6 protein-coding genes are annotated in these 23411 nt (G+C 68.2%); 4 read left to right on the top strand and 2 right to left on the bottom strand.

Features of this window, described 5'->3' with window-relative positions; all coding sequences use genetic code 11:
- Positions 1 to 210: hypothetical protein (locus ACIQ51_RS04785; protein ID WP_396203868.1), on the bottom strand; the 210-nt coding region annotated here is incomplete at its 3' end.
- Between ACIQ51_RS04785 and ACIQ51_RS04780 the strand changes: the two genes are divergently transcribed.
- The 4 genes from ACIQ51_RS04780 to ACIQ51_RS04765 are packed head-to-tail and all read left to right on the top strand — an operon-like array spanning position 209 to position 22352.
- A complete protein-coding gene (locus ACIQ51_RS04780; protein ID WP_396203867.1) occupies positions 209 to 6904 on the top strand; it encodes an amino acid adenylation domain-containing protein in 6696 nt (2231 codons plus the stop codon). The genes ACIQ51_RS04785 and ACIQ51_RS04780 overlap by 2 nt on opposite strands.
- 2 nt (positions 6905 to 6906) lie before the next feature.
- Positions 6907 to 8067 (top strand): condensation domain-containing protein, encoded by a 1161-nt coding sequence (locus ACIQ51_RS04775; protein ID WP_396203866.1) that lies wholly within the window; start codon positions 6907 to 6909, stop codon positions 8065 to 8067.
- A gap of 15 nt (positions 8068 to 8082) precedes the next feature.
- The gene (locus ACIQ51_RS04770; protein WP_396203865.1) at positions 8083 to 11997 is read left to right on the top strand and encodes an amino acid adenylation domain-containing protein; all 3915 of its coding nucleotides are present in this window, start codon (positions 8083 to 8085) and stop codon (positions 11995 to 11997) included.
- Complete coding sequence (locus ACIQ51_RS04765) at positions 11994 to 22352, top strand: amino acid adenylation domain-containing protein (RefSeq protein WP_396203864.1); 10359 nt, start codon at positions 11994 to 11996, stop codon at positions 22350 to 22352. The genes ACIQ51_RS04770 and ACIQ51_RS04765 overlap by 4 nt, the downstream gene beginning before the upstream one ends.
- On the opposite strand, the gene ACIQ51_RS04760 is transcribed toward ACIQ51_RS04765, so the two are convergent.
- Entirely contained in the window at positions 22345 to 23313 is a 969-nt protein-coding gene (locus ACIQ51_RS04760; protein ID WP_396203863.1) for a phosphotransferase enzyme family protein, read from the bottom strand. The two genes, ACIQ51_RS04765 and ACIQ51_RS04760, sit on opposite strands and share 8 nt — an antisense overlap.
- Between the last annotated feature and the right edge of the window lie 98 nt (positions 23314 to 23411).

The raw sequence follows: 23411 nt of genomic DNA, 5'->3' as shown, positions 1-23411 counted from the left end.
GGACTTCGCCGCGATGCCGTCACCCAGCAGCACGGTCGTGCTGCTGTCCGCGCGCTCGCCCGGCGCGCTACGAGCGCTCACGGAGCAGATGGCCGAGCAGGTGGCGCCTGGTGGTGCGTTGAGCAGTATGCCGGTCGCGGCACTGGCGGCCACCGTATCCGCGTCGCGCACCTTGCACGCCTGCCGCAGCACGCTCGTGGTCAGCAGCATGAACGAACTGCGTGAGCAGCTCGCCACACGTGCGGCGGCGGCCGATGCTGCGGTGCGCGTACCCGGTGCCCCGCCCAAGACGGCCCTGTTGTTCACCGGCCAGGGAGCGCACTACGTGGGGATGGGCGCCCGTCTGTACGAGACGGCCCCGATCTTTCGCGCGACCATCGACCGATGCGCCGAGCTGCTGCGGCCGATGCTCTCTCGCTCGCTGACCGACCTGCTGTGGCGCGTGGATCGCGATGTGCTGGCCGATGCCGCCCATGCCCAGCCGGCGCTCTTCGCCGTGGGGATCGCGCTCGCGGAGCAGCTGAAGGGCTGGGGCGTGCGGGCTGACGCTGTGTTGGGGCATAGCCTCGGCGAATTTGCCGCGGCGGTGAGCGCGGGGGCGCTTACGCTGGAGGATGGCGCCGTGCTGGCGGCGGAGCGGGGCCGGTTGATGAGCACCCTGCCCGCAGACGGCGCGATGGCGACTGTTCTCGCGTCGGCAGAAACGGTCCGCGCCCTGCTCGCGACGACCCGCTCCGCCGTGGCGTTTGCCGCCGACAATGGTCCCGGGCATGTGGTGATTTCGGGACGTGTGCCCGACGTGGAGCAGGCCATTGCGGAGGCTCGTGCGCACGGCCTCCGCGCCATCCGTCTCGACGTCTCGCACGCCTTTCACTCGGCGCAGATCGATCCCGTGCTGGAGCCGTTTCGCGCCGTCGTGCGGACCCGCGCGGCGCAGGCACCGACGGGTCTCTGGGTCTCGACACTTACCGGGGCGGTGCAACGCGACGCGCCCGACGATACGTACTGGGCGCGTCAGGCCCGCGAGCCCGTGCAATTCGGTGCGGCGCTCTCCACGCTGTACGGGCACGGGTACCGGGTGTTCGTGGAGATCGGTCCCCGTCCCACGCTGACCACCATGGCGCGCGAGGCGATACCGGCGGCGGACGCACACTGGCTCGCCGCGATGCATCCCCATGGCGATGACGGACGCCATCTGCACACGCTGCTGGCGACGTTCCACGACCTTGGCTGCCCGGTGGACTGGGATGCCGTGCTGCAGGACGCACTCCCCGCTGGCGCCCGATCGGTCGTCGCGCCGCAGCTGCCTACCTATCCGTTCCAGCGCGAGCGCTGTTGGCTCCCGGACCTTCTGTCTCCCTCCCCGACGGTCGATCAGCCGTCTTCACCGCCTTCCGTGCCCGACGTGACTAGCCGAAAGCAAGAGATTCTCGACGTCCTGACCGCCGATATCGCTGCGGCGATGCAGATGCCGGCGAACGACGTGCCGCCGGATGTGCCATTTCTCGAGCTGGGCGCCGATTCGATCGTGATGGTCGATGCGATCGCCGTGATCGAGAAGCGCTACGGCGTCAAGTTGGCGCTCCGGCAATTCTTCGAGGAGCTCTCGACGCTCGATGCGGTGGCGACGCATCTTGATGCCGCGATCGCGCCGGTTGCTGTGGCACCGGTTGTCGTGGCGCCGGTCGCACCGCCTATCGCGACGGTGGCAGCTGCTGCCCCACCGCCGTTCATCGCCTCCGGTGTACCGGGCGCCATCCCCGCGATGCCGGTGCATCTGCCAGCCGGCGATGCTGCCGCGTTGATGCAGCGCATGCTGCTCGATCAGCAGCAGCTCATGTCGCAATTCCTGTCACACCAATCGGAGTTGCTGCGGGCGATGTACGGGTCGGCGCCCGTCGCCGCCGCACCGATCGCGACGCCGATCGCGACACCGATCGCGACGCCGATCGCGACACCAGTCGCGACACCCGTCGCCGCACGGGTGGCCGCGCCGGTCGCTACGCCAGGAGCGTCATCGACCACGGCGGCCGTCGCCAAACCGATGATGCCGTGGGGGAGCGGCAGCGAGACGCGCAAACGCGGGCTCAGCGAGCAGCAGGCGTCCCACCTCGACGCGCTGGTCGCGCGCTACACGGCGCGCACCGCCGCGTCGAAAGCGCAGGCGCAACGGTACCGTCGCCCCTTGGCGGACAGTCGTGCCACGGTCGGCTTCCGCCTGTCCACCAAGGAGTTGCTGTACCCGATCAGCGGGGCGCGCTCGGACGGCTCGCGTCTGTGGGATATCGACGGCAACGAGTACGTGGACTACACGATGGGCTTCGGGGTGCACCTGCTGGGTCACCGTCCGGCCGCGGTGCAGCCGGCCATCGAGGCCGCCGTGTCACAGGCCGTGGAGTTGGGGATGCGGTCGGATGTCGCGGGTGACGTGGCGGAGTTGATGACCGAGCTCACCGGGCTCGATCGTTTTGCCTTTACGAACTCCGGCACCGAGGCGGTGATGGCGGCCGTCCGCCTCGCGCGCGCACGGACCGGCCGTGACAAGCTGGTCATCTTCAGCGGCGCCTATCACGGTCACGCCGATGTGACCCTGGCCCGGTCAGCGCAGGAGCCCGGGCGCGTGACCGGGGTGCCGCTGGTGGGCGGGGTGCCGGCACGCCAAACGGACGATGTGATTGTCCTCGAGTACGGCGACGACGCGGCCCTCGAGACCATTCGGGCCCTCGGACACGAGATCGCGGCCGTCATGGTGGAGCCGGTGCAGAGTCGCAATCCGCGCCTCCAGCCGCGGGAGTTCCTGCACGCCCTCCGTGCGATCACCCGTGAGACGGGCAGCGCGCTGATCTTCGACGAGATGATCACAGGGTTCCGCGCCCATCAGGGTGGTGCCCAGGCGTATTTCGGTGTGCAGGCCGATCTCGCGAGCTACGGGAAAATCATCGGTGGTGGGTTGCCCATCGGCGCCGTCGGCGGCATGGCCGACTGGATGGACGGGATCGATGGTGGGTTCTGGCAGTATGGCGATACGTCGTATCCGCCCGCGGAGCGCACGGCGTTCGGCGGCACCTTCTGCCAGCATCCGCTCTCGATGGCGGCGGCGCGTGCCGTGTTGCGTCATCTGAAGGCCGAGGGGCCAGCGCTGCAGGAGACGCTGAATGCGCGGACGGGGCGCCTCGTGTCGACGCTGAACGAGTTCTTCCGCGAGGAGGAAGTGCCGATCACCGCCACGCACTTCTCGTCGCTGTTCCGCTTCGAGTTCTCGAGCAATCTCGATCTGCTGTTCTACCACATGCTCGAGAAGGGGATCTACATCTGGGAGTGGCGGAGCTGCTTCCTGTCGACGGCGCACAGCGACGAGGATGTGGATCGCTTCGTGGTGACGATGCAGGAAACCATCGATGAGATGCGGCAGGGTGGCTTCGTGCCGCCGCGCACGGCGGCGCGTACGGCACCCACCACCGTGGCCCAGCGCCAACTCGTGGCGGCGGCCGCACTCGACCCGGCGGCCAATCCCGCATATCAGCTGCGGACGGCCGTGGCACTCGAAGGGGCGTTGGATGTGCCCGCGCTTACTCAGGCGGTGCAGGAGGTCGTGACCCGTCACAGCGCCTTACGCACGTCGCTCCCGGAAGGCGAGAGCGACCGGCAGCGCATCCGTCCCTCGGTGCGGATGCAGCTGCCGATTATTGACCTCACCGAGACGCCCGCCGCTCGTGATGCGGCGCTGACCACTTGGCGCGAGCACGACAGCCGGCTGCCGATGTCGCTCGCGCATGGTCCGTTGTTCCGTGCCGCCTTGCTGCGTACGGATGTCAACTCACATGTGCTGGTCCTCACGGCGCACCATGTGATCGCTGACGGCTTCACCATGGGGATCGTGCTGCGCGATCTGGCCGTCTGCTACAATGCATTCCGGGCCGGGCATCACCCCGCGTTGGAGCCAGCCGTCGCCTTCGAGGATTACGTCGCGCAGCAGGCATCCGCCGGCGTGCGTGCCGAGATGGAGGCCCATCGCGAGTACTGGGTGCGGCATTTCGCCGACGGCGTTCCCGACCTGCTGTTGCCGACCGACCGCCCGCGCCCGACGGTGCGCAGCTACGCCGGGGCGGCACGACACACGGAAGTGCCGGGTGATGTACTGACGGCGCTGCGCGCGCTCGCGCGTTCGCGTGGGTGCACGTTGCACATGGCGTTGTCGGCGGCCTTCACCCTGTTGCTGCATCGGGTGACCGCGCAGGACGATCTCGTGCTGGGGATGCCCGTGCTGGGTCGCTCGCAGCCGGCGGACATGCATGTGGTGGGGTATTGCACTCATCTGCTGCCGCTCCGGAGCCGGCTTGGTGCGGCCTCGTTTGCCGACCATCTCGACGCCACGCGCGCCACGATGCTGTCAGCGTTCGATCATCAGGCCCTCCCGTTCGCCGAACTGCTTACGGTCATCGGCGCGCGCCGTGCTCCCGATGCGCCGCCGCTCACCCCCGTGGTGTTCAATCTGGAGCCGATCGGTGCCGCTCCAGTATTCGACGGGCTCTCCGGTACGTTGCTCCCGGACGTCGTCACGGCGACCCCGTTCGAGCTGTTCGTGAACGTGGTGGATGCCGGCGACCGCCTGTTGGTGGAGGGCCAGTACAACACCGATCTCTTCGACGGCGATACCATCGACGGGGTGTTGTCTGCCTTCACGGCCCTCCTCGCCGCCGCCGTCGCCTCGCCCCACACCCCAGTGGCGGCGTTGTCGATGCTGCCGGCAGGGGATCGCGAGTGGCTGGCGGAGATGAATGCGACCGGTCACCCCTATGCGTGTCACACGTTGACGGAATTGTTGGCGGGCGGACTGGGGCGGCGGGCCGCCGATCCGACGGGCGCCAACGGGACGGTCATGATGGTGCACGACGGGACGTCACCACGTCGCGAGTGGTCAGCGGTGGAGTTGGAGGGTCGATCCAATCAGTTGGCGCATCATCTGCGCCGCGCGTACGCGGTGGGGCCCGGTGTATTCGTGGGCGTGTGCGCGCAACGGGGGGCGCCGATGGTCGTCGCGCTTCTCGCGATCATCAAGGCGGGCGGGGCCTACGTGCCCCTCGACCCGACATTACCTCCGGCCCGCCTGGCGTACCAACTCGCCGACTGTGGTGCGTCGCTGGTGCTGTACCCGGCCGATGACGAGCAGGCCGCCGCGGCCCTCGGCGCGGCGGGCGCGGCTCTCCCACCCGAGAGCCACGCGCCCGTCCTGTGTGCGGTGGGCGAGCAGGCGCTCGGCGATGATGAACGGCAGGAACCCCTGACCGCCCCTGCCGTCGTGGTCACCGGGAGCGATCCGGCCTATCTGATCTACACCTCCGGATCGACGGGACGCCCCAAAGGCGCGATCAATACCCACGCCGGAATCGCGAATCGTCTGCAGTGGATGCAGGAGCAGTACGTGCTCACGTCGCGCGATCGGGTGCTGCAGAAAACGCCGTTCGGTTTCGATGTCTCGGTGTGGGAATTCTTCTGGCCGTTGATGACCGACGCGACGCTGGTGGTAGCGCGACCTGATGGGCACACCGACCCGGCCTATCTGGCGCGGTGCGTTCGCGAGGCGGACATCACGACCATGCACTTCGTGCCGTCGATGCTCGCGGTGTGGATGGAACGCCCGGAGGCGGCGCGTGTGTCCCTCGGCGAGGGCGGACCGCTGCGTCAGGTCATGGTGAGTGGCGAGGCGCTGTCGCCGTCGGTGGCCGCACGGTGGGGGCGGTCACTGCCAGGCACCTGTCTGCATAATCTCTACGGACCGACCGAAGCGGCCGTGGACGTCTCGTACTGGCCCGTGCCGGATGATTTCGATGGAGCGGTGGTGCCCATCGGTCGCCCGGTCGCCAACACGACCCTGCATGTGCTGGACGTCAACGGCATGCCCTGCCCGGTTGGGATGGCCGGCGAGTTGTGGATTGGTGGGGTCCAGGTGGGCGCAGGGTACCACGGACGGGACGCGCTCACTGCGGAGCGGTTCGTCGCCGACCCGACCAATCCCGGGGGGCGACGGTATCGCACCGGTGACCGCGCCAAGTGGACACGTCGCGGTGTGATCGAATTTCTCGGGCGTCTGGACGATCAGATCAAGCTGCGTGGCCATCGCATCGAACTCGGTGAAATCGAATCGGTACTGCTCGCGGCGCCCGGCGTTCGTGAAGTCGCCGTCGTGGTGCAGGAACCTGTGAGCGGTCATCCGCAGCTCGTGGCCTTCGTGTCGCCTCCGGAGGTGTGCGAGCAGCCCGGTGATGCCGACGCGATCTGGCGCCTGATGCGTGCGCAGCTTCCTGCCGCCATGGTGCCCTCGCGCCTCGTGCCGTTGCCTCAGTTGCCTCGGCTCGCGAGCGGTAAAGTCGATCGACGTGCCCTGCCGGCCGTGGGCGCCGAGGCGCTTCCGAACGGTGACGGGAACGAGGTGCCGCTCTCGCCCACCGAGGCGGCGATCGCGGCGGTGTGGTGTGCCGTCCTGCGGCGTCCGCAGATCGGGCGGCACGACAACTTCTTCGCGCTCGGTGGTGACTCGCTGCTGGCCATGCAGGCGCTCGCGCAGCTTGGCAGCGAGGGGATCTCCCACGCGACGCTTCGTGATGTGTTTCTGCACCCCACGGTGGCCGGGCAGGCCGCGCTCACCCCGCGGGACAGCGCCGAGCAGTTCCCCGCACTCGAGCCGGTGCCGAACGCCGGGCCGATCCCGCTGTCCCCGGCGCAGCAGCCCTGGTGGCTTCGCGAACAGCTAGGTCTCGCGGCGACGGCACCGGCACCGGCGGCATTCCGCCTGCGCGGGCCGCTCGATCTGCGCGCACTGCGCCACGCGCTCGAGCAGGTTGTGGCGCGTCACGAGATCCTGCGCACCGACGTCCGCTCGAGGACGTCGTCCTGCCGTTCGTGATCGTGCCTGACGCGACCGATGGCGCTGATCTCGCTCCCGAGGCAATCGCGGACGCGGTGACGGCGTGTGCCCGAGATCTGGTCGCCACGCCGATGCGCCTCGACGAGGGACCGCTCTTCCGCCTCGCGGTCCTTCGCGTGGCGGCCGATCATCACGTGCTGGTGTGCAGCATGCATCACATCATCACCGATGGTGTTTCGCTCCAGGTCTTCACATCGGACCTCGCTGCCGCGTACACGGCGGTGCACGAGGGTCGTGCGCCGGCTTGGGTACCGCTGGCCGTCCAGTTCCGCGATATCGTCCACTGGCAGGAGGCGGTCCTCGAAGCACCGGCGGCGGGACTGATGACGGAGTACTGGCGCGCCCAACTGGCTGATGTGCCGCGCCTTGCATTGCCCACCGATCGCCCGCGTGGTCACGCGCCCTTCGTGCGCGCACAGCGTACGCAGGTGTGGGGGGCCGAGATGCTGCAGGCGGTCGATGATCTGGCCACCAAGGGCGGGCACACGCGATTCCTGGTATTGCAGGCGGCGCTCAAGGCCATGCTGTATCGAGAGACCGCGCAGCACGATGTGTGCATCGGTACGCCGGTGAGCACCCGCATGGTCCCCGCGCTCGAGCCGCAAATTGGCCCACATATGAACGTGGTCGCCCTTCGTGATCAGGTGGGCCCCGACGATGACTTTGCCACGCTGCTCGATCGGGTGCGCCACACAACCAGCGAAGGACTCAGTCGGCGTCTGATCCCCTTCGATGTGCTGGTGGATCGCCTGCGGCGCCGCGAACCTGGCCGACAGCCACTCTTCGACGTGGGTTTCACCCTGCAAAGTCAGGCCCCGCCATCATGGCCGGCAGAGAGCGGCCTCACGATGACGTCGATCGACCCGGGGCTGCCTCCTTCCGATGATGCCGAGGCACTCACGGATCTGTGGTTCATCGTGCGCAGCAACGATGCGGACGGCGGCGCAGGGTTCACGGTGGACCTCGTGTACAACGGCGCGTTGTTCACCGCGGGCACCGCTGATCGACTGCTCAGCAACTGGCAGCGGGTGCTATCGACCGCCGTGGCCGATCCCGCCCGATCCATCGGCACCTTGCCCTTTCAGCGACGGCCGCCGCGCAAGACCGCCCCGGCGATCTCCATCGCCTTCTCGACGACGTAACGCCTCTCCGCCTTCATGCCCGCTTCCACGATGTACTTCGATGATCCAGCGCTTGCGCCACAGGTAGCGCACTGGTCGGCGGTGTGTGCACCGTCCACGGCCGACTTTTTTGTGCGGCATCCGTGGCTGTCCCTGCCGGCCGCCCCGCCGGCCGTCCACACGGCGAGCGTTCCCATCATGCCGGCCGCGGCGGCGGCACTGCGCGCCCGGACGGGAGGCGACGGCCTCGCGACCACGGCGCTCGTGGCGTCGGCGCTGTCGATCGTGCTCGGCCAGCACGCCAAGGCCGACACGGTGATCGTGGACACCCCGCTTCTCGCCATCGACGTGGTGGAGGCTGACGCGACGCTTCCCACGGTCATTCCCCTCGCGAGCGAGGGCATGCTCGAAGCGCATCTGGCGATGGTGGCCGGGCAGTTCAGCGCCACCTATACGCATCAGGACTTTCCGCTGACGGCGTTCGCCACAACCTGCCTGGGGCGCCCCCGGCCATCGAGCAATGTGCTGTTGCAGGTGGAGGGCGTGCACGCGTCATGCGAGACCACACCGTATGACGTGCATATCGTCGTGGCCCACGACAGCGATCTTGCGGTGACGGTTCATGGCCGCGCTCCATCGTGCCCTCCCGAGTTCGTGACGCTGCTTGCCACGCATCTTGGTGAGGCACTGGCGGCGCATGTGACACGGTCCGTACCGATGGCGTCGGTGGACATCGCCACGAGTGCCGAGCGGGCACGGATAGCGCACGCATCCCAGCCCGAAGCGATGGCGTTCGACACGGCGACGACGATCCCGATGCGCTTCAGCGAGACGGCCGCCCGTCATCCCGATGCGGAGGCGGTTCGGATCGGGGCGCAGGTTATGAGCTACGGGCAGTTGGAGGCGCAGGCGAACGCGCTGGCGCAGGCACTGCGCGCGAGCTACGACATCGCGCCCGGCGATGCGATCGGTGTCGCGGTGTCGCGTTCTCCGTTGACACTCGTCGCGATGCTGGCGGTACTCAAGGTTGGGGCCATTTATGTCCCGCTCGATCACGAGTACCCGGAGGAGCGCCTGACGTTCATGGCGAGCGATGCGGCGCTGCGAGTCTTATTGGTCCAGTCGGAGCATCTCGAGGCGCTGATGTCGTTGTACGAGATTCCGATGTTCGCCCTGGATCTGCAACTCGATTCCCTGGAGCCGGCCGACGCTCCGCCGCCTGTGGCGCTGTCGCCAGATGCCCCCGCGTACATCATCTACACCTCTGGGTCGACGGGGAAGCCCAAGGCGGTCGCCTTGGCGCACCGTGGGGTGATGAACATGGTCGCGTATCACGCGGCGGCGCTCGGCGTCGATGCATCGGATCGCCTGCTGCAGTTCTACGCGATGAGTTTCGACTCCTCGCTGTTCGAGTGCTTCATGGCACTGCTCAACGGCGCCACCCTCGTCCTGGCCGACCGGGATACCATTGCCGATCCGTTGGCGATGTCTGCCTACATCGAGACCCACGGCATCACGATGCTGACGATGCCGCCGGTGTATCTGGGCGCGCTCGATCGCGCGCGTCTGGGCTCGGTGCGCCGAATCATCAGCGCGGGCGATGTGTGCCGCGTGCAGGATGCGGTGGCTTTCGCGCGGCACTGTGCCTACTACAACTCGTATGGCCCGACGGAAACGACGGTATGCAGTACGCTCTACCGAGTGGATCCCGCGGTGGCCTATGGATCCCGCATTCCGATCGGTACGGCCATCGCCAACACGGGGGTGCTGCTGTTGGACGAGCAGCTGCGTCCCGTGGCCGACGGCGTGCCCGGTGAGCTGTGCGTGAGCGGCGTGAGTCTTGCCATCGGCTATCTGCATCAGGACGAGCTCACGGCGCGCCAGTTCCCGTCGTACGACGTGGACGGCGGCCGCATCTATCGCACCGGCGACCTTGCGGTCCGTCGTCCGGACGGGCAGCTCGAATTGCTGGGCCGTCGCGACAATCAGGTCAAGATCCGCGGCTATCGCATTGAACTGGGGGAGATCGAGGCCGTCCTCTCGCAGGTGGACGGGGTCCACGACGTCGCCGTGCTGGCGCAGGATGAGCCTTCGGGACGCCGACTGGTGGCGTACACCACGGGAGGGGTGGACGAAGCGGCGCTGCGCGACGCGATCGCGCGGCGGCTCCCCACCTTCATGATGCCGTCGGCGTTTCACGTGCTCGCCGAGATGCCCACGACGGCGAACGGCAAGATCGATCGTAAGCGATTGCCCTCGCTGGTCGAGACCACGATCGCGGACGACTCGGCCGACCAGGAGCTGACACCCGTGCAGGCGGTGCTGGTGCACATCTGGCGTGAAGTGTTGCAGCGCCCGGTTGGTGTGCACGATGACTTCTTTGCGCTGGGTGGCGATTCCATTCTCGTCATTCAGGTGGCATCGCGCGCGCGGGCCGAGGGGGTGCGTATCACGCCCGCCCAGCTGTTCGAGCATCCGACGGTCGCCGCGTTGTCGACCGTGGCCGTGTTGTCGGCCCGGGCCTTGGATGATGGCGGCCCGGCGCAGGGTGTGGCCCCGCTCGGTCCGATGCAGCACTGGTTCTTCGAGCAGGAGAGTGCTGCGCCGCACCATTTCAACCAGACCTTGCTGATAGAGGCGCCGCAGGGGTTGGACGTGTCCGCTGTCCGGTCTGCGGTGGCGGCGGTCGTGGGGAAGCATGATGCGCTGCGGCTGGCCTTTACCCGAGCCGAGGACGGATGGCAGGCGGCGTACATGCCCGCACCGGCCGATGCGCCGCTGAGTGTGGTGGATCTCTCGTTGGTGGCGCCGACGGAACGCATGACGCGACTGTTGGCCGACGGGGCTGCGCGACAGGACGGGTTCGTGCTGGCGGCACCGCCATTGCTGCAGGCCGTGGCCTACGTGGCGGGCGCAGGGGAGCCGGCGTGGCTGTTGCTGCTCGCGCATCACCTCGTGGTGGATGGGGTGTCGTGGCGTATCCTGCTCGATGATCTGCAGGAGAGCTACGTCGCGGCGCTGCGAGGGCAAAGCCATGCGCTGCCCTCGCGTACCACCTCGTATGGCGCGTGGATCGCACGACTGCAGGAAGAGGTGCCGCAGTTCGAGGCGGAACTCCCATACTGGGTCGACGTCGTGTCCTACCCGTCCGCCGTCTTGCCGCGCGATCTGGATCCATCGGGGGCGCCGCGTGTCGCATCGGTCGCGCCGGTTCGCCTGCAGTGGACGGCCGACGACACCCGGGCGCTGCTCAACGCGGCGCCACAGGTCGGGGCCGACGTTCCCGACTTGCTACTCTCCGCACTCGGTCAGGCGATCACGGCATGGACCGGTGAGGATATGCTGTCGATCACACTCGAGCGGCATGGACGTCTCGACCAGTACGACGATGTGGATTTGTCGCAGACGGTGGGCTGGTGTACCAGTCAGTTCCCGGTCCGCTTCCCGATCGCGACGGCGGCAGGGCCTCTCGACACGCTCCGTACGGTGCAGGACACACTGCGCGCGGTGCCGAACATGGGCGTGGGCTACGGCGTCTTGCGCTCACTTGCCGATGACGCGACGGGTGCGTTGCTGCGGATGGCTCCGACGCCGCCGCTCGCTTTCAACTACCTCGGACAGGCTGCCCCGCGTGACGTGGGGGGCATCGCGTGGCATCCCGTGCGCGAGAGCGTGAGCGGTGACGTGAGTCCCACGCAGCAACGTAGCCACGCGTTCGAGATCAACGCGCTGGTGCTCGACGGCCAGCTGACGGTGGAATGGGCGTATAGCACCGAGGAGTATCAGCCGCCGACGGTCGAGCGACTCGCCGCGTCGTTCGATGCACAGCTGCGTGCGCTCATCGCTGCCTGCGCGAGCACCGACCGATCGCCGATTGCTGCCGGAGCGCTTCCGTCGACTGAGATTGATCCGCAGGCGCTGGCGGTTCTGCTCGGACAGCTGCGGTCTTGACGGACTCATTCTCCGAGCAGCAGGAGCAGCGGCACGTGCCACAGCCGGTTCCTTCGTATCGCCTCGCGGGGGCCTCGGGCTCCGTGCGGTCGCAGGCGGACGTCCGGTGTGTCACGTGCACACTGGATGCGTCGGCGATCCAGGCGGTGCGTTCGGTCGCGGTCGATGCCCTCGGCGAGTTCACGGTATCCATGGCGGTCGTGGCGTGGGTGCTCGAGCGATTCTGGGCGCGGGGACCGGCCACGCTGCTGGTGCCATCGCTTGCGGAGGATGGCGAGGGAATGGTCACGCCGTTCGCCGCGGCGCCAACGCAGGGGCACACCGTGCGCTCGTGGTTGGGCGATGTGCTTGCGCGTTACGAGACGCTGATGGCCGAGTCGGTCCCGTGGGCCGGCGAGACCAGCGCGGCCGCGTTGGCGGAGGTCACCGACTGCGCCGTCCATGATTCTCGTGTACACGCCTCGGTCGATCGTGTCGACGCGTGGCGTACTGCGGCGCTGCGGGTGTGTACCGAGGGCGTTGGTGCGGGGCACGTGGCGCTGCACTACGACGCGGCGCGTTGCGACCCGGCGACCATGGCGGCGTTCGCCGATGCCATGGCTGACGCGTTCACCCAATTGGCCGACCGGGGCGGCGCACTCGACCGCTGGTCTCCGCTCTCGGCCGAGGAGCACGCGACGCTTCGGCAGTGGGGCACGGGTGACGTGCCGCAGGAGGAGGTCGCGGACGCACTGCGGCCCGTGCCTGAACGCATCGACGCCGTTATCCGTGCGAATCCCGACGCGCCGGCGCTGCGATGTGGTGATCTGGTCTGGACCTATTCGAGACTCGATGCCGCCGCACGCCGGGTGACGGCAGCGGTGGCGCGCGCCACGGGTCCTGGCGGTATGCCGGGCGACCCTACAGCGCCCGTGGCCATCTGCATGCGTCGTGGGCCGTGGCTGATTGCCGCGATCCTTGGCGTGCTACGCTCCGGCCGCGCGTACGTGCCGCTCGACCCGCACACCCCGGCCTCCCGCCTGCTGCATAGCTGGCAGGATGCCGGGGTGGCGGCGGTGCTTACCGATGCGGCCATTGTCGACGGGCTTCCGCCGACCGTGTGCCCCGTCGTGGTGGTCGATGACGGCTTGCCGGAAGCTGGCGAGGCATCACCGGCGGGCGTGTCCGCGCCGACCGTGCACCCGACGGATCTTGCCTACGTGATCTACACGTCGGGGTCGACGGGCGTGCCGAAAGGATGCCTCATCGAGCATCGGCAGCTCAGTCACTATCTCACGTGGGCCGTGCGGTACTACTGGGGGGGACGACCGGCGACCATGGCGCTGTTCTCGTCGGTGGCGTTCGACATGCCGGTCACCACGATCTTCGGTCCATTGCTCACGGGTGGGACGCTCGTGCTGTTTCCAGACGATGTCGGAGTGGATGTGGCGCTGCGCACCCAGTTCGCCGCCGGCTCCGGGATCGACACCGTCAAGCTCACCCCCTCGCACATCCTGATGCTGGAGGCGCTGCGCCTTGAGGCGAGCGACGTCCACCTGGCCATCGTGGGTGGAGAAGCGATGACTGCCGTCCACCGCGCCGTGCTGCACCGGCTTGCCCCGCAGATGCGCGTGGTGAACGAGTACGGTCCGACCGAGGCCACGGTGGGGTGTGTGATCGAGGAGGTGATGCCCACCGGTGACATTACGATCGGTCGTCCGATCGCCCGCATGGATGCCTGGGTGCTGGACAGTGCCCAGCAGCTGGTTCCGGTGGGGGTGCGCGTAGAGTTGTGCTTGGGTGGCGAGGGGGTGGGGCGAGGCTATCTGCATCGTCCCGACCTGACCGCCGAAAAATTTGTGGCACACCCGGTCTTTCCGGGGCGGCGACTCTATCGCACCGGCGACGATGCGCGCTGGCGTACTGACGGCCGGCTCGAGTGTTTCGGCCGGCTCGATGGACAGGTCAAGATTCGCGGCCACCGGATCGAGCTCGGCGAGATCGAGGCGGCGCTGTGCGCGTGCGACGGCGTACGCGAGGCGTGCGCGCTCACGGAGGAAGCGACCGACGCCGCGGTCGGCACGACGTTGATCGCGGCCGTGGTGCCGCGCGAGGGCCACGCGCCGCCCACGCCGCACGCCATTCGTCGGGCGTTACGCGACCGGCTGCACGCCGCGCTCATTCCTTCGCGCATCGTGGTATTGGATCGGTTGCCGTTGAACGCGAATGGCAAGGTGGATCGCCGACGGTTGCACGCGGCGATGGACGCTGCGGCCACCATGTCGGCACCGGCGCTTCCCGTGCAGGGTGTTTGGGAACAGACACTGGCGGCGCTCTATACCAAAGTGCTCGGCGCACCGGTGGATAGCGCTGATGCCGACTTCGTGGCCCTCGGCGGTCACAGTCTCCGGGCGATGGAACTGCTGGCCGCGATCCACGAGGCCTTCGGCGTAGACGTGCCGCTGTCTGCGGTGTTCGACGCCCGGACGTTGCGCGCATTGGCCGGACAGATCGCCGCGGCTGGCGGCGCTATGCGTACGGCGTTCTCCACCGCGTCGCCACCGTCGACGCGCCCACGCATCGCACCCACACCTACGGCGCCGCACTATCCGCTGTCGCATGAGCAGCGGCGCCTGTGGGTCTTGGATCATCTCGAGGCGGACCGGGCGGTCTACAGCATCGTAGCGCCGGTGTTGCTGGAAGGGCCGCTCGATCGCGCACGTCTGGCCCGCGCACTCGACGCCGCAGCGTACCGCCACGAAAGCCTGCGCACGCAGTTCGTGGTCATCGACGGCGAGCCTCGTCAGCGGGTCTCGCCGACTCCGCTCGTGCCGCTCCAGGTCGTGCAGGATCCCGCGCTCTCCAATCCCGACGCCTGCCGGGCGTGGTTGGCGCGAGAGGCACTGGAGCCGGTGCCGCTGTTCGACGGTGCGCCGTGGCGCGCCACGCTGCTCGTGCTCGACGCGTCCCGTCACGTGCTGGTGATCACCCAGCATCATATCGTGACCGATGAGCAGTCGGCTCGCGTGCTGATCACCGATCTCCTCGCCGCGTACGAAGCGGATGCCCCGCTCCCGCCGTTGCCGCTGCAGTATCGGGACTATGTACGCTGGCAACAGCGCTACCTGCGCTCACCGGCCGCTTCACTCGATCGTGCATACTGGCTGGATCGTCTGGCCTCGCCGCCGCCGCCATTGGCGCTGCCGACTGACCGTTCCCGTCCCGACGTCAAGACGAGTGCCGGTGGGCGCCTGCGGGTAGCCGTATCTGCCGCTCGGCGACAGGCGATCGAAGCGCGGGCGCGGGCGCAGCACGCCAGTCCGTATATGGGGTGGCTCGCTCTGTGCCAGGTGGCGATGCGGACGTTCAGCGGACAGGAGTCCATGGCGATCGGCACGCCGGTGTCTGGGCGCCGCGAGGCGGGGCTGACCGCACAGATCGGCATGTACGTGAACACGGTCGTCCTGACGGGGACCGTGCACGACGCGCACACCTTCGTCGACTGCCTGCGCGCCGCGCAGCAGACGGCCACGCATGCCTTCGAGCACGCGGCGTACCCGTTCGACCTGCTGCTCGAGGAGTTGGCGATCACCCGCGATCCATCGCGTTCGCCGCTCTTCGACGTTCTCCTCACGTATGAAGAGGCGTGGGATGCGGTCGCTCGCCCGACGGCGCTTCGCCTCAACGACCTGACGGCCGAGGTGCCGCTCGCGAAGTTCGATCTGTCGCTGGGCCTCCGTGAGCAGCCGGATGGCACTGCGTTGCTCGAGCTCGAGTACAACGCGGACCTGTTCGATGCGGCGCGCGTGGACACCATGAGCGATGTGCTACTGCGGATGCTCGACGATTTGGTGGCGGCCCCCGACGTGCCGCTGGCCTCCTTCGCGTGGTGGCGTCCGGCCATCGACGTCGCGGTCACGATGTCGGCACCGAATGCCGTTTCGATCGATTCGACGCGTGCGGTCGCGTTGCCGTGGGAAACGGATCGAGGCCGCACGGGAGACGACGATGATGCCCGTCTGCACGTGATGGCGCAGTTGCAGGAACTCTGGCGCACCGTGCTGCAAGTGGATGCGATCGGGCCAGACGACGACTTCTTCGCGCTCGGCGGCGACTCGATCCTCGCTCTGCAGGTCGTGGCCCGTGCCCGCGCGCAGCAGATCCCGTTGTCGGTCCGCCAGCTCTTTGCCCATCCGACCATCGCTTCGCTTGCCCGTGTCGTTCGCGAGGATGACGGTCCGGCGGACGTTTTTGCGGGTTCGGGGGGACTGACTCCACTGCAAGCCGAGCTGCTGGAGCCGTGCACTGGGCCCCTGCCGGCGGCGGTGCGTGGTGTGCATCAGAGCGTGTTGCTCGATCTTCCTGCCACCACCGCGCCCGGTTCACTCATCGCCGCGCTCAATCGCGTGCTGGCACACCACGACGCCTTGCGATTGTGTGTGCGTCGCACCGAAGGAGAGTGGCGGCAGGAGGTGGAGGCGGCACCGCCCGTCGTGGAGCAACGCCACGTGACTGACGACGCGGCGATCGTCGCAGCCTGTCACCAGCTGCAGCAGGAGCTCGATCCGAGTCGTGGACACATGATGCGGGCGGTGCTGTTCACGGTGGAGCAGCGCCCGCCCCGTCTCCTGCTGCTTGCACACCACCTCGTGGTGGATGGCGTGTCGTGGCGCATTCTGCTCGATGATCTTGCCCTGCTGTGCACGACGCCGGATGCCGAATTGGCTCCGGTCACGCGAAGCATGAGCGCCTGGGCCGCCGTGCTGGCCGCGTGGGCTGCGGGTGCTGGGCAGACGGAGCGTGACTATTGGCTCCGCGCTACGGAGTCGGGCGATGCGTGGGACGAGGCGTGGGCCCCATCGGGTGCCGTGCCTCACGGTGTGGCATCGGCGACCGCTACCGTCACGCTCGATATCGAGACCACGCATCGCCTGCTGACACAGTCAGGGCGGGCATACGGCACGACCGTGGAGGAGTTACTGCTCGCGGCATTGCTCGCGGCTCTGACCGAGGCGACCGGAAGCCGGCGTGTCCTCGTGGATCTCGAACATCATGGACGGACCGCCCTCCCCGGTGTGGATCTCGCGCGCTCTGTCGGATGGTTCACGGCACGATACCCCGTGTGTGTGTGCGCGCCAGGAAACGACGTGCCGGTGCAGGACGATCCGGGGCGCTGGCTGGTGGAAGTGAAGGAGACGCTCCGCGCCGTTCCCACCGAAGGGATCGGATACGGTGCACTTCGGACGTTCGATCCTGACGCAGCCACGCGCGACCGCCTGTCGCGGTCCGCCGCCGCCGTGCAGTTCAATTATCTCGGTCGGACGGATGCGACGCTGTCGCTGAGCGGCTGGGGGCTGTCGGACCTCGACCTTGGTGAACCCACCGAGGCGTCCGTGGCGCGACGTCATGCCTTGGAGGTCACGGCGCTCGTGCGTGCGGGATGCTGTGAAATGTCATTCGGCTACGATCCACGTCGTCTCTCCACCGATCACGTGACGGCGCTCAGTCGTGCCGTTGCTGATCTGGTGGCCACGTTCATCGCGCATGCCGAGCGCCCTGACGTGGGGATGATGACGCCGAGTGATGTACCGGTGAGCGGGCTGTCACGGGACGAGATCGCGCGCGTGGTGGCCTCCGTCCCCGGTGCGGCGCCGCCACGGGCGCGCGTGGAGGATCTCGTGGCCTGTACGCCGGTACAGGAGGGGCTGCTCTACCACTGGCTCCGCGGCACTGACGGCGACGCGTATCACGAGCAATGGGTGTTCACGCTCGACGGGGCCTTCGATCCCTCCGCGTTTCAGCAGGCGTGGGACATGGTAACGGTGCGGCATCCAGCGCTGCGCACCGTGTTCCGCTGGCGCGACGTGCCCCATCCCGTCCAGGTGATTCTCCCGCACGGGCGTACCGACTGGGTGATCGACGAGTGTCGTGGCGCCACGCACGACGAGCTGCTGGCACGTGCGACGGCGGCCATGGCAGAGGATCGCGCGCACCCCTTCGATCTCGCCGGTGGGCCACTGCAACGCGTGCGGCTGCTGCTGGGGGCTGACAACACGACCGTGGTGTGCTGGTCGCACCACCACATCGTGCTCGACGGTTGGAGTACCCAGTTGGTCGTGCGCGATGTGGTGGCCTGCTATGCCGATTTACAGCACCACCCGCGTCGGGAGGTTCCGTGGCCGAGGCGCTCGGCGTCGCCACGTGACTACGTCCAATGGCAGGCGGGCCGCGATACGACGCGTCTGCGCGAGTATTGGTCCGGCGTGCTGGGCGACGTGACTGCGCCGACACCGTTGCCGGCCGCGCTGCCGATCGCGCCCGTGTCAGCGGCGCCACACGATCAGGGGGCGGAGCGCGTTCGGTGCGCACGGGTATTGACCGCAGAACAGACGCGCGAGCTGACCAACGGCGCGCGCGCGCAGCGCATCACCTTGAGTACGCTCGCGCGCGCAGCGTGGGCGCTGGTGCTGGCGGGCAGCGCCGACGTCGACGATGTGCTCTTTGGCGTCACGCTGTCCGGGCGTCCGCCCGAGTTGCCGGACATGGACGATGCCGTCGGTCTGTACATCGTGACCGTGCCCCTGCGCGTGCAGGTGGATCGTCGTCGTCGTGTGAGTGCCTGGCTTCGCAGCCTGCATCACCAGCAGGCCGAGCTGGAAAGCATGGCCTCGTATCCCGCCACGGCCGTACATCGCTGCAGCCGTGTGCCGCGGGATCAGTCGCTGTTCGACTCATTAGTCGTGGTGGAGAACTATCCCTTGCGGGAAGTTGCCCCGGTGCCGGGCGCACTTCAGGTGACCGGGCTGGAGGTACGGAGCTACACACATTATGCGCTTGCCCTGACGGTGTTGCCGGGGGAGTGCTGTGAGGTGACGCTCGATCTCGACCCTGTGCGCATCGATACCACGCGGGCGGCAACGTTGCTCGAGCAGGTGGCGCTGACGATGCATCAGCTGGCGACCACACCACAGGCAACGCTCGGTTCGATGCTTCCGGCTCGTCGAGGAGCATTCGTGCGTGTGCCGTTGGCCCGCCCCCTCGCGGACCGGCTGCGCGAAGGGAGCCGCCACCGCGGCGCTGTCGCATGGTATGCTGCCGCGGCCGCGGCGCTCGCGCGCCGCTACTGCGGACACGAGCAGCTGATGATGGGCTTCGGCGCTCTCGCGGCCGACCCCGTTACCCTGCAGGACGACGACGTGCTGGCACTGGTGCCGCTCACACGACTTGCCACGGAGGGCGGCGACACCGCGACCATGCCTCTCGATTCGTTGCTCGGCGCGGGGTCTGACATCGCCGATATCACGCGATCGGCTGAGGAGCGGGTGGAGCAGACGCCGTGGGATCTCCGTGTGCTGGCCCTACCACTGGTGGGGGCGGAGGCCGTGGCGCTGTCGTCCGACAGCGGTCGGTTCGATGACGCGTCACTGCAGCGGGCCGGGGCACACCTGGTGCGACTACTCGAGCATCTGGTCGGGACCGATGCCGTGGCCGTGTCCACCGTGCCGTTGCTGAGTGACCACGAGCAGGCGCAGCTTGCTGACTGGAACGCTACGACGGTGACGTATCCAGCGCCGCATACGCTGGCCGGTCTGGTGACGGACGGATTGGCCTCCCTCGCGGCACGCGCGACATCCGAGCCCATTGTTCGCGTACCACATGAAGGGCGTGACTGGACCGCTGCCGCCTTCGACCGTTGCACCACGCAGCTGGCGCATCGGCTTCGGCAACAGCACGGCGTTGGCCCGGACGTGTTGGTGGGGGTGTTTGCCGAACGATCCAGCGCCATGGCTATCGCGCTCGTTGCCATTCTGAAGGCCGGCGGTGCCTACGTGCCCTTCGATCCGGCGCTGCCCACCGAGCGCCTCGCGCATCAGCTGGCGGACAGCGGCGTGCAGGTCATGCTGCTGCAGGGTGAGCGCGGTGATCTGCGGGCAGCGCTTGACGCGGCCGTTGCCGCATCGGGAGCGGCAGCCCCAACGCTGATCCACGTCACCGCGGACAACGAGGAGGACGCGGCGGCGTGGATGGCGTCGACAGAGCCGCTGACACCGATTGTGGAGCCCCACCATCTGGCGTACATGATCTACACGTCCGGCTCGACGGGTCGGCCGAAGGGGGCGCTCAACACGCAGGGGGGGGTCGCAAACCGACTGCGGTGGATGCAGGCGACCTATCCACTCGGGACGGACGACCGGATCCTTCAGAAGACGCCGTACAGCTTCGATGTGTCGGTGTGGGAGCTCTTCTGGCCGTTCTTGAGCGGGGCACCGCTCGTGTTCGCAGCGCCGGGTGGACATACCGACAGCGCGTATCTCGCACAGCTGATGTGTGCCGAACGGATCTCGGTCGTGCACTTCGTGCCGTCCATGCTGCAGGTGTTCGTGCAGGATCCGTCGGCGAGTGCCGTGGCGGCATCAGCCGGTGGTGCGGTCCGTCACGTGATGGTGAGTGGCGAGGCGCTGCCGGCCCCTGTGGTGGCCCGCACCCAGCAGGCGCTGCCCGGGGTGGCCGTCCACAACCTGTACGGTCCCACGGAAGCGGCGGTTGATGTGTCGGCGTGGAGCTGTCCACGCCTGTCGGCGCACGACGTTGTTCCGATTGGCGCGCCGATCGCCAACACCACCTTGCATGTACTCGACCCACATGGCGCGCCGGTGCCTCCGGGCATCACGGGCGCGTTGTGGATTGGCGGTGTGCAGGTTGGCCGTGGCTATCACCGGCGACCGGAGCTCACCGCCGAGCGGTTCCGCAGCGACCCGTGGCGTGCGGATGGTCGGTTGTACCGGACGGGAGACCTGGCGCGATGGCGTCCGGATGGCACGCTCGAGTATCTGGGGCGCGAAGACCATCAGGTGAAGCTGCACGGGTATCGCATCGAGCTCGGTGAAATCGAAACGGTGTTGTCGCTGGTCGACGGTGTCGCGTCGGCTGTCGTGATCGTGGAAGAAGGTGCCGCCGGGCAGGCATTTCTTGCCGCGCACCTCGAGTCGGTGCCGGGTCATGATGCGGAAGTGACCGAGCCTGTGGCGCGTGCCGCGTGTGCGCGACACCTGCCCGCATACATGGTGCCGCGGACCTTCCGTTGGTGGCCCTCATTACCGCGGTTGTCCAATGGCAAGCTGGATCGAGGGGCGCTCGGCAATCGTACCGCGCCGAGCGTTGCCACGCGCGCGGTGAGTGCGACAGACGCGGCGGTCGCTGTGCTGAACGCGTCGGTGCTGTCGCACGAGCCAGTGGTACCGACCGGTGAGGGGCTGCGCGATGCACCGCGTGACCACACGGAGCGGGTGCTGCAGCAGCTGTGGAGCGACGTCCTGCGCACCGACCGGATCGGTCGGCACGACACGTTCTTCGATCTCGGGGGCGATTCGCTGACCGCTGTGCGGCTGGCCAGTCGAATTGAAGCGGCGTTCGGCGTGCCGGTACCGCTGGCGTTGCTGCTCGATCAGACGACCATCGCCTCGATGGCCACGACCCTTCGTGCTGGAGGCACCGAGGCCGCATGGACGCCGTTGGCCACGTTATCGCGCCACGGGAGCGGTGCCCCCTTGTTCCTCTTTCCAGGCGCGGGCGGCAATGTGCTGGCCTTCGAGCCGCTGATCCGGCGGCTTGCCGGCACGCGCCCGCTCTACGGCATCCAAGCGGTGGGACTGGACGGGCACACCCCCCCCTACACCGACGTGCCGACCATGGCGGCCGCGATGCTGACGGCCATCGAGACCACCGCCGGCACACACCCCGTGTTGCTGGCAGGCCACTCCTTCGGCGGGTCTCTCGCCTTCGACGTGGCGCGACAGCTGCGCGCGCGCGGCACGGCGGTGGGATGGTTGGGGATCTTCGATACGCCGGCGCCGATCTTCGATGCCGAAGACGTGACCCAGTCGTGGAGCGAGACGGACTGGGTGCTCCGGCTCGCCGGCGACATCGAGCAGATGACCGGCGCGCGCCTTGGCGTCGATGTGGCGTTGGCCGCGCATGGTGTGGTCGCGACCGACGGCGCGCGCGCCTTCGAGGTGCTGGCCGAGCGACTGGTCGCGACCGGATGGTGGCCCGCCGACGCGCCGCGGCACGCATTGGCGGGATACCTCAACGTGTACCGGGCCAATTTGGCCACGCGGTATCGCGCGCCGGCGTCGGAGCTCGACGTGCCGGTCACGCTCTTCACGGCCGCCGTGCAGGATCTCCACGGCACCACGCCGGCCGCCGCTGCCGTGCAGCAGCAGCCCGGATGGGGATGGCCGCAGCTCGTTCGGGACGTATCGCGGCAGGAGGTGCCCGGCGATCATCTCGGCATGCTCACCGAGCCGCATGTTGCGGCGCTCGCCGATGCCGTCCGGGCCGCGCTCGCGCCGGCGCCGTTCTCCGTTCCTACCTGATCATCGCCTCGGCATGCGCTTCCAACGATTGCAGCACGCGCGTGATGTCCGCTTCCGCTGCCGCTTGGCCGCTGAACCGGTTGTCCCACGCGTCGTATCCGAGTTGCCAGAGATGGCGCGCGAGCACGAACCAGGGCAACGCCTCCCCTTCAGCGTTCGACAGCGGCCGCACGCTGGCATATCCTTCCAGCAGCAACGGCCACCACGCGTCCAGCTGTCCGGCGCGTTCCGCCGTCCAATGGAACGCCGCGAGGTCGTAGGCGAGCCAGCCATGACCACACTCATCGAAATCGAACAGCGTGACCACGCCGTCTGCGCTCCAGTGGGCATTGCCACCATGCAGATCGCCGTGGCAGACGCCGCGGGGACATGCCGCGCCCATCGGGCCCTCCAGCCGTGCGCGCAATGGCGTGACAATCCTATCGAGCGTGTCGCGCCAGTCGGGGCGCGTCGCCACGTGTGGCGAGAGCCAGCGCAGCGGACGGTCGATCAATTCGGCGCTGGCGAGTCCCCGGCGGTCTGCGCCCGGAAAGCGCGCCATCGCCTCGTGAAAGCGCGCGATACTCTGGCCATAGGCGATGATGTGCTCCGCCGTCGCCGTCTCCGCATCGACCGACACGCCGGGGGCGGCGGCGAAGAGGACTGCGCATCGCTCGCCTTCAGGCGCATCGATGAGTGTGATCCACTCGCCATCCGTACGAGCGAGGGGCGCCGCCACGGGCACCCCATGACTGGCCGCGTGGCGCAAGACGTCGACTTCGTAGGTGACGTCGCTCCGCGATCGCAGCCCCGCACGGTATACGCGGAAGAACGTCGTCTGCTCCGCGTGGTGCAGGCGATACGTATCGTGCGTGCCACGCGCATGCAGGGTGCAACTCCCCGCCACCCCGTAGTGGTCGTGCAGATGCGTGCCGATCCACTGCGGATCGATCGTGCTGTTCAGAATTCGTGCTGACCACATGGATGACATCCCCGACGTGTGGTGATCGACCCGCGCTACGCGGCTGGCCTCGTCGTACCGTTCCCGCAATGTACTCGCCGCTCGGCTTGCTAAGCGCC

Origin of the sequence: Gemmatimonas sp., assembly GCF_044344655.1 — a bacterium.
In the GTDB taxonomy this organism is placed as follows: Bacteria; Gemmatimonadota; Gemmatimonadetes; order Gemmatimonadales; family Gemmatimonadaceae; genus Gemmatimonas.
This window is presented reverse-complemented; position numbering and strand designations above follow the sequence as displayed.